At 60.4% G+C, this 13,864-nt stretch carries 16 protein-coding genes and 2 pseudogenes; 12 read left to right on the top strand and 6 right to left on the bottom strand.

Annotated features, from left to right (window positions below; genetic code table 11):
• Positions 1–652 precede the first annotated feature (652 nt).
• From IVB42_RS35590 to IVB42_RS35570, 5 genes are all read left to right on the top strand, one after another.
• The gene (locus IVB42_RS35590; protein ID WP_143273771.1) at positions 653–1,021 is read left to right on the top strand and encodes a hypothetical protein; all 369 of its coding nucleotides are present in this window, start codon (positions 653–655) and stop codon (positions 1,019–1,021) included.
• A complete protein-coding gene (locus tag IVB42_RS35585) occupies positions 1,021–1,233 on the top strand; it encodes a hypothetical protein (protein ID WP_085409711.1) in 213 nt (70 codons plus the stop codon). Before IVB42_RS35590 ends, IVB42_RS35585 begins: the two co-directional genes overlap by 1 nt.
• 322 nt (positions 1,234–1,555) lie before the next feature.
• Positions 1,556–1,729, top strand: a complete 174-nt coding sequence (locus tag IVB42_RS35580; RefSeq protein WP_162847236.1) for a hypothetical protein — start codon at positions 1,556–1,558, stop codon at positions 1,727–1,729.
• 697 nt (positions 1,730–2,426) lie between these two features.
• Positions 2,427–2,588: a hypothetical protein gene (locus IVB42_RS35575; protein WP_247366697.1), complete on the top strand. Its 162-nt coding sequence runs from the start codon at positions 2,427–2,429 to the stop codon at positions 2,586–2,588.
• 34 nt (positions 2,589–2,622) lie between these two features.
• Positions 2,623–2,835, top strand: a complete 213-nt coding sequence (locus tag IVB42_RS35570) for a hypothetical protein (RefSeq protein WP_018456774.1) — start codon at positions 2,623–2,625, stop codon at positions 2,833–2,835.
• A 99-nt stretch (positions 2,836–2,934) separates the two neighbouring features.
• On the opposite strand, the pseudogene IVB42_RS35565 reads toward IVB42_RS35570, so the two are convergent.
• Together IVB42_RS35565 and IVB42_RS35560 are read right to left on the bottom strand one after the other, a co-directional pair.
• A pseudogene (locus IVB42_RS35565) lies at positions 2,935–3,130 on the bottom strand (cold-shock protein).
• 396 nt (positions 3,131–3,526) lie between these two features.
• Positions 3,527–3,826 (bottom strand): hypothetical protein, encoded by a 300-nt coding sequence (locus IVB42_RS35560; protein ID WP_026233247.1) that lies wholly within the window; start codon positions 3,824–3,826, stop codon positions 3,527–3,529.
• 765 nt (positions 3,827–4,591) lie between these two features.
• Between IVB42_RS35560 and IVB42_RS35555 the strand changes: the two genes are divergently transcribed.
• From IVB42_RS35555 to IVB42_RS35545, 3 genes are all read left to right on the top strand, one after another.
• Positions 4,592–5,938: an IS5 family transposase gene (locus IVB42_RS35555; protein ID WP_247357271.1), complete on the top strand. Its 1,347-nt coding sequence runs from the start codon at positions 4,592–4,594 to the stop codon at positions 5,936–5,938.
• A 300-nt stretch (positions 5,939–6,238) separates the two neighbouring features.
• Entirely contained in the window at positions 6,239–6,409 is a 171-nt protein-coding gene (locus tag IVB42_RS35550) for a hypothetical protein (protein ID WP_166517563.1), read from the top strand.
• Positions 6,333–6,776, top strand: coding sequence for a GcrA family cell cycle regulator (locus IVB42_RS35545; RefSeq protein ID WP_311979542.1), 444 nt, complete (start codon positions 6,333–6,335; stop codon positions 6,774–6,776). The genes IVB42_RS35550 and IVB42_RS35545 overlap by 77 nt, the downstream gene beginning before the upstream one ends.
• A 128-nt stretch (positions 6,777–6,904) precedes the next feature.
• On the opposite strand, the gene IVB42_RS35540 is transcribed toward IVB42_RS35545, so the two are convergent.
• The 3 genes and pseudogenes from IVB42_RS35540 to IVB42_RS35525 form a co-directional block, all read right to left on the bottom strand.
• On the bottom strand, positions 6,905–7,459 hold the full coding sequence (locus IVB42_RS35540) for a hypothetical protein (RefSeq protein ID WP_247366731.1): 555 nt from the start codon (positions 7,457–7,459) through the stop codon (positions 6,905–6,907).
• A 1,247-nt stretch (positions 7,460–8,706) separates the two neighbouring features.
• Positions 8,707–10,368, bottom strand: a complete 1,662-nt coding sequence (locus IVB42_RS35530; RefSeq protein WP_247370638.1) for a cytochrome b5 domain-containing protein — start codon at positions 10,366–10,368, stop codon at positions 8,707–8,709.
• 550 nt (positions 10,369–10,918) lie between these two features.
• Positions 10,919–11,239 (bottom strand): annotated as a pseudogene (locus tag IVB42_RS35525) (MBL fold metallo-hydrolase); the annotation flags it as partial.
• Between the two features lie 427 nt (positions 11,240–11,666).
• On the opposite strand from IVB42_RS35525, the gene IVB42_RS35515 reads away from it, so the two are divergent.
• Positions 11,667–11,819: a hypothetical protein gene (locus IVB42_RS35515; RefSeq protein ID WP_157643068.1), complete on the top strand. Its 153-nt coding sequence runs from the start codon at positions 11,667–11,669 to the stop codon at positions 11,817–11,819.
• A gap of 28 nt (positions 11,820–11,847) precedes the next feature.
• Here IVB42_RS35515 and IVB42_RS35510 read toward each other — a convergent pair whose 3' ends face one another.
• Positions 11,848–12,153: a response regulator gene (locus tag IVB42_RS35510; protein WP_247370640.1), complete on the bottom strand. Its 306-nt coding sequence runs from the start codon at positions 12,151–12,153 to the stop codon at positions 11,848–11,850.
• Positions 12,154–12,350: 197 nt separating this feature from the next.
• Between IVB42_RS35510 and IVB42_RS35505 the strand changes: the two genes are divergently transcribed.
• The 3 genes from IVB42_RS35505 to IVB42_RS35495 all read left to right on the top strand — a co-directional run bounded on the left by IVB42_RS35505 (position 12,351) and on the right by IVB42_RS35495 (position 13,863).
• Positions 12,351–12,608, top strand: a complete 258-nt coding sequence (locus IVB42_RS35505; RefSeq protein ID WP_345946361.1) for a response regulator — start codon at positions 12,351–12,353, stop codon at positions 12,606–12,608.
• Between the two features lie 184 nt (positions 12,609–12,792).
• Complete coding sequence (locus IVB42_RS35500) at positions 12,793–13,068, top strand: hypothetical protein (RefSeq protein WP_247370642.1); 276 nt, start codon at positions 12,793–12,795, stop codon at positions 13,066–13,068.
• 201 nt (positions 13,069–13,269) lie between these two features.
• Positions 13,270–13,863 (top strand): hypothetical protein, encoded by a 594-nt coding sequence (locus tag IVB42_RS35495; RefSeq protein ID WP_247370644.1) that lies wholly within the window; start codon positions 13,270–13,272, stop codon positions 13,861–13,863.
• Position 13,864 lies beyond the last annotated feature (1 nt).

The following is a 13,864-nucleotide window of genomic DNA, read 5'->3' as shown; positions in this document are numbered from 1 at the left end:
AGGCGAGCAAAAAGCGAGCCGTGGGGTAACGGCGGCGGCGATGGCTGTCCCGATGGCAAGGACGACAGGGGCCGCTAACGTTTTTCGGAGGCACGGCGGTTGGTACGGGCTCGCCAATTACCGCGTTTGCCCGATTCCTCTCCCCAACTGGGCGATGCAGTCGGGCCCCAGCTTTCCCCACTGCCCCAAGGCAAGGCTCATTTTGTTCGGCTTGGAACGACTTACTGATTGCCAAGTTTTCCCGTGCCTCCCCAAGGGGCAGCTGCCTTCACCAAGGCGGCTCGATAGCCCCAGCTTCACCGCCCTGAGGCTGGGGTCCTTTTGCTGTCTGGATAGCTGCAGACTCAGGAGGGCGTTGATGCAGGGTTATAGCTCGATCCTTCTTGTCCAACGGTTGAACGACCTCGTTTGTCAACTGTCAGAGCTGGAAGATCTGCGGCTTAAAGTCCAAGAGGCGGAGCGACGCGCCTCGGCTGTACCTGCATTGCAGTCGCCTCCGAGCACTCAATCGCAGCGACGGCGAGCCGCGGGGGAGCGGACCCCCGAGGAGTGACTGGAACCCGATTTATCCTGCGTTAGCGAACGAGCGTAGAGGCTGTGCAGCTCGACTGCCCTGAAGGGAGTGAACTTCACGATCCTCGCGTGGTGAGGCTTGAGCAAGGGGCTTCGCATTCCGCATTTATCTTCGGCTTTCTCGCGCGACAACACGCGCCAGTCAATTATCCGCGCAGAGCGACTGGCCGCCGAACTGATTGAAAATATCGATCGGCTGTTTGCCCCTCTTCCTCTCGATGAGGGAAATAGGGCGCAGCGCGCTCGAGCGGTCGACCAGCGCAAGCGTGTATTGGCGGATTGGCGCAGGCCGCACGCGACAGCAATGGCGATGAGACAGCATGGCGTTCTGAAGCCTTGCCCCACGCTGATGTTCGTCAATGGCGCCAGCGAACTCGACCAAAGCACGACCAGGACTTACGTGATACCTGCGTCATGCTGCTCGATCGGGCTGGCTGCGACTTGCTGATGACCTGCGACATCACTGGGCATTCATACCGAAGCGCGCAGACCATTGTGAAACACTACCGCGCCCGGAAGGCGGCTCAGGCCGAGTCCGGCATCGACTGGCTTGAATTGCAGGTGCGGAAGGAAGGGCTGAACCTGGATCGTCATTCTGTCGGTATTCAGCGGTGCATGGCTCCGGCCAAAGCCTTCGGCTATGCGCGCTCTCGGGCGTGAGAGAGGTGCGCGTGAGCTAGTTCATGTCCGCGCTGCTAGTGGTGACTGCGTTGACGCTGACCCTATGCTTCGGCCTGGCAGCCTCGCGCCAGTCCACCGGCAGGGCAGCCGATTTCACCATTGCCTCCCAAAATTCCAGACTGGGACGCGGATGGGATGCCCCTGAAGACTAATGGCCTCGCCTCGGAAGCAGTAGCATGGCTTCCATTTGACGGGGGCTCCCCACCTATCGTGAGCACCGCATCATCAACCGGCAATAAAGGATCTGGAACTATCTTACACGTAGGTTCTTCCGTTCTGATTGGCCACTGGGGGCTAACAGATGACGGATGAACAGCTAGCTCTTCAGGCTGTGAGTGACGCCCAGCGCATTTTGGAAAAATACTTAGAACCGAGGCCCCGGAATAACGAGCGCATCATCTTGGACAAGCTGGTGGAGGTGCTCGAGCGGCCAGATCTTCTGGTCGCTGTTCATCGGATGCAGCGCGGCTCGTAAGCGCGCCGTTGCTGGTCGGCTCGTGCGAATTCGAGCCAGTCCTCAGCAAGCTTTAGCCACGGCTCCGCGTCGACGGGACTGACGGGCTTGCGCCGTCCGTTCCCTGCACACGTCAGCTAACTGGTAGAAGCGAAGTACATCTTCAGACATGCAAAATGACGCGACTAGGCCCATCACCCCGCCTCAAGAGTATCGCCTCTTCCGACACTGCCTGTCGAGTATCTTACATATCATCCTGATTGGGTGACTCCTCGCCCACTGTGCTAACTGGCAACCCCGCCGGCCCGCAGACGCTTTCAAGTGCCGGCTTTGCCGGTTGCCAGCACCATATAGGCAGACGCCGCGTCACAACTCAGCAGGTGGCGTACCAGCCATCAGGAAACGGGAGCGGAGGCCATTCGCCCGCGGTGTCATTCGCGGCCTCCGGCTCGGCGTCGATTGGTCCACCTGCCGAAGGACGCCACGCAGGAGGCGCACCCGGCTCGCGATCATAGGGGTGCTGGTCGGAAGGCGCTGTGCTGCCGAAGTGCATAGACTCTATCGAGGGCATAAGTGCACCCCGCGCTCTTGATATCTCGCAATTAAATAGACAATGCATCTATTAAATATATTAAATGTTTGACTTGTTCAATCGCGAAATGATTGAATAGGTTTGTCCTACGGCGCCCGTGAGCGCGGTATTTTGAGGCCAGCGACCATGTCCTTGGCATTCCCGCACTGGCTGATGATCGCAGGGCAAGGTGACGGCTATATTGGTGTCCTCGTCAGCGGAAAGAAAGCGAACCGGGTTGATCGACCGCCAGGCGAGCCGATCGATGTGCCGGCTTTACCGCTCCTCAACTCGCATGACCCGCAGTAGCTCGCGCGCGTTCCGCTAAGAGCGAGGGTTAGCAATGGCTGTCAGAATTGAATGGGGTCCGCTTGAGGCGATAACGAACGTCCGCAACGAAGCGTGCAAGGCCCGAGACTTCATCATCCAATCCCATGATGGACACGTGCAGGGGCAGATTGTCGTGCCTGACGACGCCGATCAGTTCGTCATGGGGGCATGTGAAATCCGGCTTCTCGAGCTGCTAAAGGACGCCATCAAGGAACTGGAGCGGTGAAAGCGCCGAAGATTGCCGCCAAAGCGAGTACTAAATTCGATACGTGGTCAAAGCGCCCGGCCCGCCTGTGCGAACCGGCGGGCCCTGTCCCAGCCACGCCTACCGTCTCAGATTACCTGCGGACTGCTCGCCCCGATCGCTCACGATCTCGTAGCTCACCTTTGCACCTTCTGCCAAACCACTGAAGCCAGCCTTCTCCACCGCTGAAATGTGGACAAAGACGTCCTTCCCGCCGTCGTCGGGCTGAATGAAGCCATAGCCTTTGGTTGAGCCACTTCACAATACCTGTCGCCACGCACGTCTCTCCTAAATGACCGTCGCCACATGACAGAAGCTGATAAAAACGAAAAGCCCACCAACTTAGGATTTAGTTCAAAATGCGAGTTGGATGAATGACCGCCTGTACTGGGACAGGCGTCATGTTGCCCACATGAGGAAGGCAGCCAACGTGAACCGGCGCCCTCCCGTCAATTTCCCACGGTGGACCAGCAGGGAACGAACACCTCGATAGGGAGCTTGAGAATCTTGCCGGCTCCTCGCGAGCTAACTGAGCGGCCGCGGCCACCCAAAAGTCGGCCTGAAGCCGGAGCAATCTCACTGCTGGCGCCTACACAGCCGGGACGAACTCGTCGGCTTGGAAATGGCCCGCAGTGTGAACCGGCGAATTTTTGTCGCAATCAAATGCGACGCGCTAACGCACTGAGCGCAGATAATGGTCTGGTCGGTTGGCGCGATTCATCTCAGCGAAGGCCTTCCCCAACTCTTCCGCCGTATGCTTCGCCTTGAAATTCTCCCATGCGATCATGAACCGCCCCTTCGCTTCATCGAGTGAGCCAGCTTTCCCGAACGGCGGACCGGGAAGCGTCACGATGCACGTCCACAACCAGAACCCCGGGGAGCATTCGTTGGCATAGCGGATGCGCCCGACTAGCTGCCGGTCCTCGTGAACCGTGTAATCATCCAGGCCTATCATCCGCAGTGTCAGAGGCATTGTGGCTTGCCGCAGGGTAGAAACGAAGATAAGGCGCGGCGGATTACATTGTGCCAATTAAACCTCGCCTGACCTGCGCGGCGAGGAACCCGTGTCCTCCACTGCGCCGTTGCTGTCTCGCTAGCTTGCCCAAGCTGGCGGAGCGGCTCCGGCGTACCTCAAAAGCCAACCCTGAAGCCGGGGCCGTCTCTCCGCCATCGGTCTTTTCGGAGCATATGTTGTTGCGCGGCGCACAACGCAGGTCCTACCGCCATAACCCCAGCTTGAGTCACGACCGCGTGCAGGAAACCGTTTCGAGCCTCACACGCAATGACGCGAAACAACGCCCTCCAAGACTGAACGGCATTGACGTCCTCTCGAGGAGAGTAAGATGAGGAAACTATTTTTCGGTGCGGCCTTACTCGCGATCGCATTCGTGGGGTGTTCAACGATTATCTCGGCCGCTCTTTCTGCAGCCCCGGAGCCAAGGCCGCAACATTCTCCGAACGCTTTGCGCCCGCGCTGAAGTCCGCCTCGAGCGGCTAAATGCACTCATAGCCGTTATGAACCTGATCTGGCGGCGCCTTACTTACATGATACTGGCCGGCATGCGGTCTAGTCGTCCGTGAACAAGGCACTAAGCGATTGAGCAGGAGTCAGTTTTCCGGTTGCGGCGGCATTTGAGATTGCAGGGATTGGGGGCTTGAGGCCCCCAAACCTTGCAATTTTCGTTTGTGGATTCCCTTTCGCTGCGGACCATGATTCTGTGGTGCATCGGAGGGGCCGATGCGACCGAAGAAGCACAGGACGACGGGATCGAACGATCTGTTCCGGGCGCGGCTGGACCAGATCATCAATCTGAAGCACGAGTTGGTTCTGCTTGCCGGCAAGATCGATTGGGACTGGATCGACGGCGAGATCGCGCCGCTCTACAGCGAGAACGGCCGGCCCGGGATCGAGACCCGCTTCATGATCGGGCTGTTGTTGCTCAAGCATATCTACGGGCTGTCCGATGAGGGGGTGTGCGAGCGCTGGGTCCACGACCCTTATTTCCAGTTCTTCACCGGCGAAGAGTTTTTCCAGCACGCTTTCCCGCACGAACGCTCGGACCTGAGCCATTGGCGCAAGCGGCTCGGCGACAAGCTGGAGCTGCTGCTGGCCGAGAGCCTGCGGGTGGCGCACGAAGCCGGCGCCTTACGCAGCCAGGACCTCAAGCGCGTCACGGTTGATACCACGGTGCAGCCGAAGGCCATCACCTTTCCGACCGACGCCAAGCTGCTTCATGCGGCCATCCAGGGCCTCAATCGCCTGGCGAGAAGGCACGCCGTCAGGCTGCGGCAATCCTATTCTCGCGTGGCCAAGGCCGCTGCGATGATGGCGGGCCGCTACGCCCATGCCAAACAGTTCAGCCGGCATCAGCGGCAGTTGCGTATCCTGCGCAGCCGGCTGGGCCGGATCATCCGCGACATCCGTCGCAAGATCGAGCGCCAGCCAGCCCTCGAGGAGGCATTCGCCCTTCCGCTTGGCCGAGCCAGCCAGATCCGCTCCCAGCAGCAGCGCCAGCGCGGCTGGAAGCTCTATTCATTTCATGCCCCGGAGGTGGAGTGCATCGGCAAAGGCAAGGCCTCAGCCCCTTACGAGTTCGGCGTGAAGGCCTCCATCGTCACCAACAATCGCCGAGCTCCCGGTGGCCTGTTCGTACTGCATGCCAGGTCGCTGCCCGATAATCCCTACGACGGTCATACCCTGCGGGACGTCATCGACCGCACCGAGGCGCTCACCGGCTGTCCGATCGAGCGGGCCTATGTCGACAAGGGATATCGCGGCCACGACACGCAAAATCCACGTCGCGTCTTCATTTCGGGCCAGAAGCGCGGCGTGTTCGGCGCCATCAAGCGCGAGCTCCGGCGCCGCTCCGCCATCGAGCCCATCATCGGACATCTGAAGGCCGAAGGTCACCTTGGCCGCTGCTATCTCAAAGGCCGCGCCGGCGACGCCGCCAACGTCGTGCTCTCAGCAGTCGGCCACAACTTCCGCCGTATCCTCGCCTGGCTCAGAGAACTCTTGTGCCTCTTCCTGATCCAGCTATCGCATACGCTTGCCTGTCCGCTCCCGCTCAATTCGGCTTCTTAACGGACGACGAAAGCGCCAATGCAGCGAACGACAAGATACTCGCGTTTGTTCAAGCAAGTCTACATGACCTCGATCTTGGAGTTCCCGAAATCACCACCGGCGAGGTTTTGGTGAACATAGAGCCGAATGAGTTCTCGGGCATAAAGTAGCTGAAACGCCGCCATTTGCGTGCCGGTTGCCCTCCTTTGCTCATGTCGTCGACTTGATGTTTCCATCTCGTTTGCACCGATCGCGCCCTGGACGCGCGTGCCATCCGCCATGAATATGCGACTACGCGTATTCTCGAGGAGTAGCAGCCACATGAAGCAACATACCTTCGAAGCATTTTCCACCGCCGCGATCTACTGGACACCGCTTGTGCTTATGGGCACCGCGATGCCGCCAAGAGATCCCGATGAAGACGACGAGGACGACGAAGAGGAAGATGACGCTGACGAACCGCCGGTCGTGCGCGAGCCGGACGAAGACTAGACTGGCGTGTTCGGCAGCCGGCGCTATAATATCTCTCATGGGCTGGGATGCGAAAGACATAGCGCTCCTCAACAGGCTCTGGTCCGCAGGACAGAGCGCGGCGCAGATTGCGCGTCGTCTCGGGTGCAGTCGTAACGCGGTCTGCGGCATGCTGACCCGTCTGGGGTTGAAGCGCGGCCACAAGCCGCCCACAGCAACGCCCAAGATAAGGCCGCGCCCGAAGCTGAGGCCGACCTCGTCGGCTGCCTGCGCCCGTCCAGTCGCACGGAAGGTGTCGCGGAACGCAGTGCAGAGGCAGCCGCCCAAGGAATTCAGCAAGCAGCAGCTCTACTCCATGCTGGCAGAGGCGGTCAGAAACACTGGCTAAGAGCTCACCAAGAATGTGGTTGTGCTCCCGCAAGTCCCTGGCCCAGTTCGACGGGTTCGGCAGTCGTATACCCATCCCAAGGCTTCATCTGCTTGGAGTCAACAGCAGCGGTAGATGATAGGCTGAACTTACTTGTGGTTTGCCGCCGAAAGCCGACATGTCACCGATTCAAGAGATCTTCGAGTAAGCGGCACGAAGTGGAAGCCGTAATGCCGGATCTGGCCCTTTGAATGACCTGCCGTCGATATCGATGACGCCGCAACGTCGGTGGCGATCGTCGTGCGCTCGAAAAGCGATGCTTGCCAACGGTAAGGCGCTGCTTGCGGCCAACTCACCTGTTCCGCCGCGAGGAACGATTGCATCAGCCGTGCTTTAACCGTCCGCACCTTTAATTGTTCGATCAGCAGTTTGCGAAAGCCGCCGCCGATCGAAGGACCAGTCAATGCGCATCCGTCTCGTTGGTGGCACGGGGCTTGTTCGATCGGCAATCCAGGCCAGACTGTCCGCCGAAGGGCCCGAATGCGTATTGGTGTCGCGCCACCCACCGCACCTGATACGCACCACATCACCCTCGATATGGTCGGACCACCGACGCTTCGAAATGGAAGGACGCTCTTGCCGGCGTTGATGTCGTTGTCAATGCGGCGGGTGCCCTGCAGGAACGGGACATGCAGGCGGTTCATGTTGCTGGCAGCGCGGCGCGGGGGCCAATGCAACAGTGCGAAGTCATTGGAGGTCTCAGCAGGCAGTTGCTGGGCCCGGCCCGGACCTAGCAGAATCCCGCGCTAGCTTCATTGTATGCGGCGCGCGAACCGTTGGGGCTGACTGACATCAGCGCCGAACTGAACCAAGGCTGGAGCCGAGTGACTTCCGCAGTTTGCCCGAAGCTGCAAATCAGAGTCCTCTGCTCTTGTCGCCGTTTGACCCTGAACGGACGTGCTAGGCATAAACAGCTGGACGCGGTGTGGTGTGAGGTCTTGGCTTTGGTTTGCTCGGACGTCCGCATCACGGACTGACGCGCTCGCACCAAACCCCTGTCTTACTGGGCTTGATCGCAGGCCTGCAGGATCCGGACAAAATCAGCCATGCTGGATCGATCTTCAGCCATAGCTGCAACCTGAGTATTGGACACGCGTTGGCTTCCCCGTCTGAACCACATCAGGAGGTCGGCGATGTTTCTCATGGCGGACTCTCTGCACAAACTACGGCCGTAAGCGTCTGTTGAGCGGCGAAGCGCCGCTAGATCGGGAGAAGGGCCGGCGGGCGCTACGCCGCCGGTCTCGTCCCGCAACTGCCGGCTCGCAGGGCCGGTTCCGTTACTTTTCAGTCTGGATGTATCAGTAACATTAGCCCTCGGTCGGCGCCATCGCGCGCAGGTATGAAGTGACCATACTTAGGTAGACGTGGGTTAGTGAATCGGGATCGGGAGCCATCCCGACCGGCACCGTTCGAATTGGAGGCTGCCGCCGACCAGGCCATCGCTGCCTGCGGTCGAGACACCCGGGAGGCGGTCAAGGCGCTCATTGTCGCGAACGGCTTCCTCGAGGCGCAGGTCGAGGATTGCGAGCCTCGGTTTCCCCCGGCTACTCGCGCGGCCGGTTCGTCGTCCGCGCGACCGTCCCCCGAATTGATCAAGTAGGACCTCGAAACCGCCGTCGAAAAGGCGTCCTCGATCAAGCTGCAGATCCGAGCTTCATCCTCCACGACCAGAACTCGAATGGCATTACTCGCCTCGGCGACCGATGCGGTCGTCTCGCGTGACGGTAAGTGCGTTGGCCCGCGAATGTCGTGCGCCTCAGCCGTCGCGAGCCGTTATTTGGAAGTCTACCGGTTGTCGGAATGCTCTTCGCGATGTGCGAGGCGGGTCGACGGCGCGGCTCGGATGCGGCCTACGGCAGTGCCGCCAGGTGCCCGGCTACGACGAGGTGGTTCAATTCTCGACGAGAGCGCCCACGCAAAAATTTGCCATGTGCGCGACGGCCTCGGTGCTGTGATAGTCACCGAATTCGGCAGTGGCCTCCTTGCCAGCGTACATTCGTGCGATTCCAGCGCCGCCAGGGTGATGAGGGGCCCACTCGGTGATGTCATAAACTTTTCCCGAGATGATGATCCAGCAGTCGTTCTGTGTGTTGTGCAGAGCGACCTCTTCGCGCGTGACGCGGCGCGTACCCTTCGCCGGATTGGCGGGCATCCAGAGCTTGATCCCACCGTACCTTACCTTGGCGGTTCGGCGGAAGTCCCACGGACCTAGCCTCTTGGCAGGCAACTCGCTGCCGATCTTGCGGGCGTCGTAGGCGTAGATCCAGGAATCGTCCTCGCCGCCGCGCTTATCGTGGGCAAAGGCAGGACTCACACGCTCATCGAGTCTCTCCAGTAGCGCCTTCTGCTCAGCGGTGTCCTTCGCTCGCAAATGGTCGAAGGCGAATTTGGATCCCAATTGAAAGCGGGTAGCGCGGTAATGCCGCACGCGTTCGTAGTGCAACAAGGCTGTAGGCACATCGCGCTGGTGAAGCGCAAAGGCGCTGGCAAGGGCGGCGGCGTCTTCGAAGGACTGAGCAGCTCCTTGACCGAATGTGGGAAGCATCGGGTGCGCCGCGTCACCGAGCAGGCAGATGCGGCCCTGCACCCAGGTTTCGAGCGCATCGCGATCGTAGAGACCCCACTTGGTAGGACGAACGATCGCCCCCGACAGAGCGATGAGGTCGTCTCTGCTGGGATGGCCCGCGAATGCCTCGCCGACCTCGCGAACGATCTCCTGCTGACTGACGGGAAACCAGTCGCCCTCCTCCTGCTCGAACGCGGCGGACTCAGGCTCATAATGCGCGATCCACACGTTCAACAACTCGCCGCCGCGTACCCAGTACGTGGTCGCGCCGCTCCTATCCGCCCGATGGCGGTCCATGCTGAAGGAGTTGATGGGATTGTGGTCCAGCGGGTTACCGTTCGCTTTGCGGAGGGACGCAACCCCCGTCCGCGGAATGAGTCCTCGAAAGCAGGTTACCTCCGTCCAACGCTTGGGACGCGAATTCGGCCACGCCAGCTGTAACGTCGCAGAGTTGATCCCGTCCGCACCTACGAGAAGCTCTCCCGTGGCGGTTCGACCATTCGAAAAGGTCGCTATTACCTCGCCTGCGGTCTGACGCAGCTGCGTCAGTCTGCAGTCCATGTGCACCGCGATCGGGCATGGCGCGCCGCTGTCCATACCGAAGTCGGACACTCGCTTGTACAGGCACATCAAAAGGTCCAGCCTGTGCATGTGATGAAAGCCGGCGCCGTCGCCTGCGGCGGTGACATGATCGAATGGCCTCTTTGTCACGCTCCCATCTGCGTTGAACTGTCGTGTCGACTCCAGGATTGCCGCGCGGCCGCCGTCAAGGACCCCGTCGGGGCCTTTGGAATCTCCCCCATCCAGGTCGACGCCTAGCCAACGACATATTCGCGCCCCGTTGGGCGGGATGTTCAACCCGGCGCCTGCGGTGCTAGGCACCTTCGCTTGCTCGTAGACATCGACCGATGCGAACACTCCCGACTGACGCAGCGCCAAGGCCGTCATCAACCCGCCCATTCCCGCACCGACGATCACTGCCCTCATCCATCTTCCTTCCGATGCAATCGAACGCCCCTCAACTCGCGGCTGGAATAAGTTTAAGGCGCCTCAATGGGCTCGAGACTAGCGCCGGGCTGATTGGCAATAAAGGATCTTGTCGCACGCCAAATAGAGTTCTGGAGTTCCTCGGTCATCGGCCTCCGTGAGCAAACGCGCCGACCGAGCGCCAACTTCCATTGAGGATGAGCCAGTCGCGTCGGCTTGGCGCTGCGTTGCAAACCTCGGTCCTCGTCTACGAACCGACATTTGGCGCCGCCTTCCGAAGGGAGCGACCGGGCAGTGCGAAAGGTCGTCGGACCTACCCGATCCTTTCATTGGCCCTCGCAGCCAGCAGCCAGACGGTGCGGTATACTCGGCGGTACAGGCATCATCGGCAGCACCGGCACGAATGGCGGCGCCCTGGCGCCCGGCAGCGGGTCCGGTACCCTGCGGCCCAAGGCAGCCTGGTATTCACGGCAGCATCGAGCCATTTGGTCGAGGTCTCGTCGGCGAGCAGCGACCGCACCGATGTAACGTGCACAGCTTGCTTCCCGGCATCCTCGACTTCGAACGAATGCGACAGCCGAGGATAAAGCATGTAGCGCCCGGGCGCACAGGCAAGCTCGCGCTCCTGAAGGTGAAACCGCGCATGCGCAAATCGGTCGAAATTGCCGGCGTGGTCGTAGTGCAGATGCGTGAGAATCACGTCCTTGACGTGGGCAGCGTCGATATCGAACGCGGCAAGCGTCTCTACCGGGCAGCGCAGGTAATTTCGCCTGCGCTGCTTCGCGACCTCGGCATTGAACCCGGTGTCGATGACGAAGATGCGGCCGCCTCCCCTCGCCAGCCACACGAAATAGTCCATCGGCATTGGTCCAAACGCGCCCTTGATCATGGGCCGTTTCGCTTTTGCGTCACCAGTCGCAGCGGGATGTTATGCAGGTTGGCGCGGCCTCGCACGGCCGGCTCTGTCCTGCCGAGCGCCTGGGCGATCTCGTCGGGTCGGCGCCCAGCCGCCGCCATCACCAGCAGCTGTTGATGCTCTTCCGGTGTCCACCTCCGGATCAACGGATAGCGTGACTGTGCCATCGTCCCGCGTCCCCAGCCTGTTGCCAGGTTATCGGGCTGCAATTGCTGAGTCGCGCTTTAACATATGATGCCTATCTCGCAGGACGAGGCGAGCGGATGGCGCCGGACTGAGCCAGCACAGGGCTTGGATGGAGGCTCCACGGCGGGGCAAGCCGGTAGTTTTCCGGGCCGTAAATTTTCGTCGGCTTTAATAATTCGAGCGAATGATCGCTCCGATGACCGGAGACCTTGACCATCAAGCAGAGGCCATCGCCGCAATGCGCAAAGCGGTCGCCGCGACCTGTGCTGCCGAGCGTTTGAAGTGGTTGAGGGCCGCTTTGGCGTGGAAACATCTTGAAAGCTTGGCGAAGGGCAAGTTGGCAGCGTGAAACTCCCCGCGAGCGGCCTGTTCGCTGGTCAAGACCTGGCGCAGTTTTCGATCATCTCCGCGAGCGCGGAGCAGAGGACGGGCTTCTCCAATCGGGGAGCATTGCGGAAGCCGCCCGGCAATCCATCGGATGTGTGGCCGGTCAGGAAGAAAAATTGCAACCCGCGACCACGAGTGATCTCCGCCACCAGTTCAGTTGTTTCATCGGCAAGCCTCAGGTCGAGAATGGCCAGATCGAAGTCAGCCACCCGCGCGACTTCGATTGCTTCCTTCAGGGTGCCTGCTTCGGCGATGACCTTGTCGCCCAACTCCTCCAGCATGTCGCAGAACATCATGCGGATCGGCGCTACGTCCTCCACCACGGAAGATTGAGAGTGCGCCCATGCTCCGTCTCGTCGGCCTTGATATCCGCCATGCAGCCGGCCAGCTCCCTGGGGCCCTCGGATCGGCCTATGTTCACTTTTGGACACATTTTCAGGGAACAAAGCCGCCGCAACATAGGTAGGTTCCAGCGTTCCGAGACGGAGTGAACATGACAGCGCCGTCGCCTCTCATCTTGGTGGTGGAGGATGAATACCCATTGCAGGCGGTGGTTGAGGAAGCCCTGCTGGAGGCAGGCTTCGCGACTGACATCCTCTCGTCTGCCGAGGAAGCTCTGACTCTCTTCAGAAGCGGCATGAAGGAGTACCGGGCGCTCGTCGCGGATGTGAACCTCAAGGGCACGCTCAGCGGTTGGGAATTGGCCAGACAGCTCAGACACGAGAGCCGACGTTTCCCGTGGTCTACATGACGGGCGCTGCGGCGAACGATTGGGGTTCGCAGGGCGTCCCAAATAGCATCCTGTTGCAGAAGCCGTTTGCACCGGCCCAGCTTGTCACTGCGGTCTCGAAGCTCCTCAATGAGGTCCCACCGACGCACAAGTAAAAACCGCGGCCGTCATTGGCTCACACAGCAAGCCAGCTTCCCAACCGTCCATGGCGGCAGGAACGAAGCTCGGCAATGAACATTTTTTAGTCCCAGGTGGCTCGTTCGCTCTGCCTGCAATGGCGCAGGGTATGCTCACGTGCGGCAAATGCGATGAGATCAACAACAAGATCGCGCACCATAGCCGGTTGTTGTCTCTTGTCACTGACAAGATCGCGAGAGAGGGTATCGCCGACTTGATCGAGGAAATGACGACGGAGAAAGCGGCACTTCATCCCAACCAGAGGAGAAGTAAGCTCGCAGTCGATTGCGCCAATCCGCGGTAGATCCTCGCCGACAGTTCCATCAACATTCTCTTTCTCGCAGCGCGACCGCAGATGCGAGCAATCAAACTCTCTCCTGAATTCTTGCAAATCTCTGCCATTTACCAAGGGCAGATTTGCTTCCGGTGAAGCGTGTCGATCAAGCGTGTCGCAAGACTGGTGCACACGTCAGGCCCGCTACCGACATGAAATGGGAGTTACGCCATGCAGCATCTGCCGAACGATACCTTCGACGTCATCCTTGACCAGTTTGGTCAAATCGAGACCGTGTACGGAGATCTCGGATTTCCCGCAGCCAAGGACGTCTGGGGCGGCAACGACACCGTGACGGCAACCGTCACCGAGCTCAATACGAGGCTCACGATCTTCGGCGATGACCAATCGATGCTGCTTGGTCACTCGCAAGGCGGAAACGACACATTGTTCGCCGATATCGGCGGCGGCTGGAACACCGCTCTCGTGGTAGGCGATGCCCAATCGATGATCGACGACGCCAACGGCGGCAACGACACCATCGTCGCGGATGCCCATGGCACGGTCTACACCACTGTCTCGGCCTTCGGCGACGTCGCGGGCGACATGTCGGGCAACGCGCAGGGCGGCCATGACGACATAACCGGCTCGATCGCGTGGCGCGGTGGCGCCAACCTGTTCGCCGGCGATGCCGGCGGTTCCATGATGACACCTCGCACGGCGGCAACGACACGCTCGATGTCAGCGTGCTCACCACGACGGCGTGGCGACCGTCAGTGGCGACGCCATCGGCGCCTTGCGCGGCCTTGCGCAAGGCGGCAATGAC

Source organism: Bradyrhizobium sp. 45 (assembly GCF_023073155.1).
Lineage (GTDB): Bacteria > Pseudomonadota > Alphaproteobacteria > Rhizobiales > Xanthobacteraceae > Bradyrhizobium > Bradyrhizobium canariense_D.
This window is presented reverse-complemented; position numbering and strand designations above follow the sequence as displayed.

Bases quoted from the DNA above. Each gene is read 5' to 3' on its own strand.
- IVB42_RS35580 (WP_162847236.1), top strand. From the start codon at position 1,556: ATGACGGATGAACAGCTAGCTCTTCAGGCTGTGAGTGACGCCCAGCGC.
- IVB42_RS35505 (WP_345946361.1), top strand. From the start codon at position 12,351: ATGACAGCGCCGTCGCCTCTCATCTTGGTGGTGGAGGATGAATACCCA.
- IVB42_RS35560 (WP_026233247.1), bottom strand. From the start codon at position 3,826: ATGCCTCTGACACTGCGGATGATAGGCCTGGATGATTACACGGTTCAC.
- IVB42_RS35510 (WP_247370640.1), bottom strand. From the start codon at position 12,153: ATGATGTTCTGCGACATGCTGGAGGAGTTGGGCGACAAGGTCATCGCC.
- IVB42_RS35540 (WP_247366731.1), bottom strand. From the start codon at position 7,459: ATGAACCGCCTGCATGTCCCGTTCCTGCAGGGCACCCGCCGCATTGAC.
- IVB42_RS35500 (WP_247370642.1), top strand. From the start codon at position 12,793: ATGGCGGCAGGAACGAAGCTCGGCAATGAACATTTTTTAGTCCCAGGT.
- IVB42_RS35545 (WP_311979542.1), top strand. From the start codon at position 6,333: ATGAAGACGACGAGGACGACGAAGAGGAAGATGACGCTGACGAACCGC.
- IVB42_RS35585 (WP_085409711.1), top strand. From the start codon at position 1,021: ATGACCTGCGACATCACTGGGCATTCATACCGAAGCGCGCAGACCATT.
- IVB42_RS35550 (WP_166517563.1), top strand. From the start codon at position 6,239: ATGAAGCAACATACCTTCGAAGCATTTTCCACCGCCGCGATCTACTGG.
- IVB42_RS35515 (WP_157643068.1), top strand. From the start codon at position 11,667: ATGACCGGAGACCTTGACCATCAAGCAGAGGCCATCGCCGCAATGCGC.
- IVB42_RS35575 (WP_247366697.1), top strand. From the start codon at position 2,427: ATGTCCTTGGCATTCCCGCACTGGCTGATGATCGCAGGGCAAGGTGAC.
- IVB42_RS35495 (WP_247370644.1), top strand. From the start codon at position 13,270: ATGCAGCATCTGCCGAACGATACCTTCGACGTCATCCTTGACCAGTTT.
- IVB42_RS35530 (WP_247370638.1), bottom strand. From the start codon at position 10,368: ATGAGGGCAGTGATCGTCGGTGCGGGAATGGGCGGGTTGATGACGGCC.
- IVB42_RS35570 (WP_018456774.1), top strand. From the start codon at position 2,623: ATGGCTGTCAGAATTGAATGGGGTCCGCTTGAGGCGATAACGAACGTC.
- IVB42_RS35555 (WP_247357271.1), top strand. From the start codon at position 4,592: ATGCGACCGAAGAAGCACAGGACGACGGGATCGAACGATCTGTTCCGG.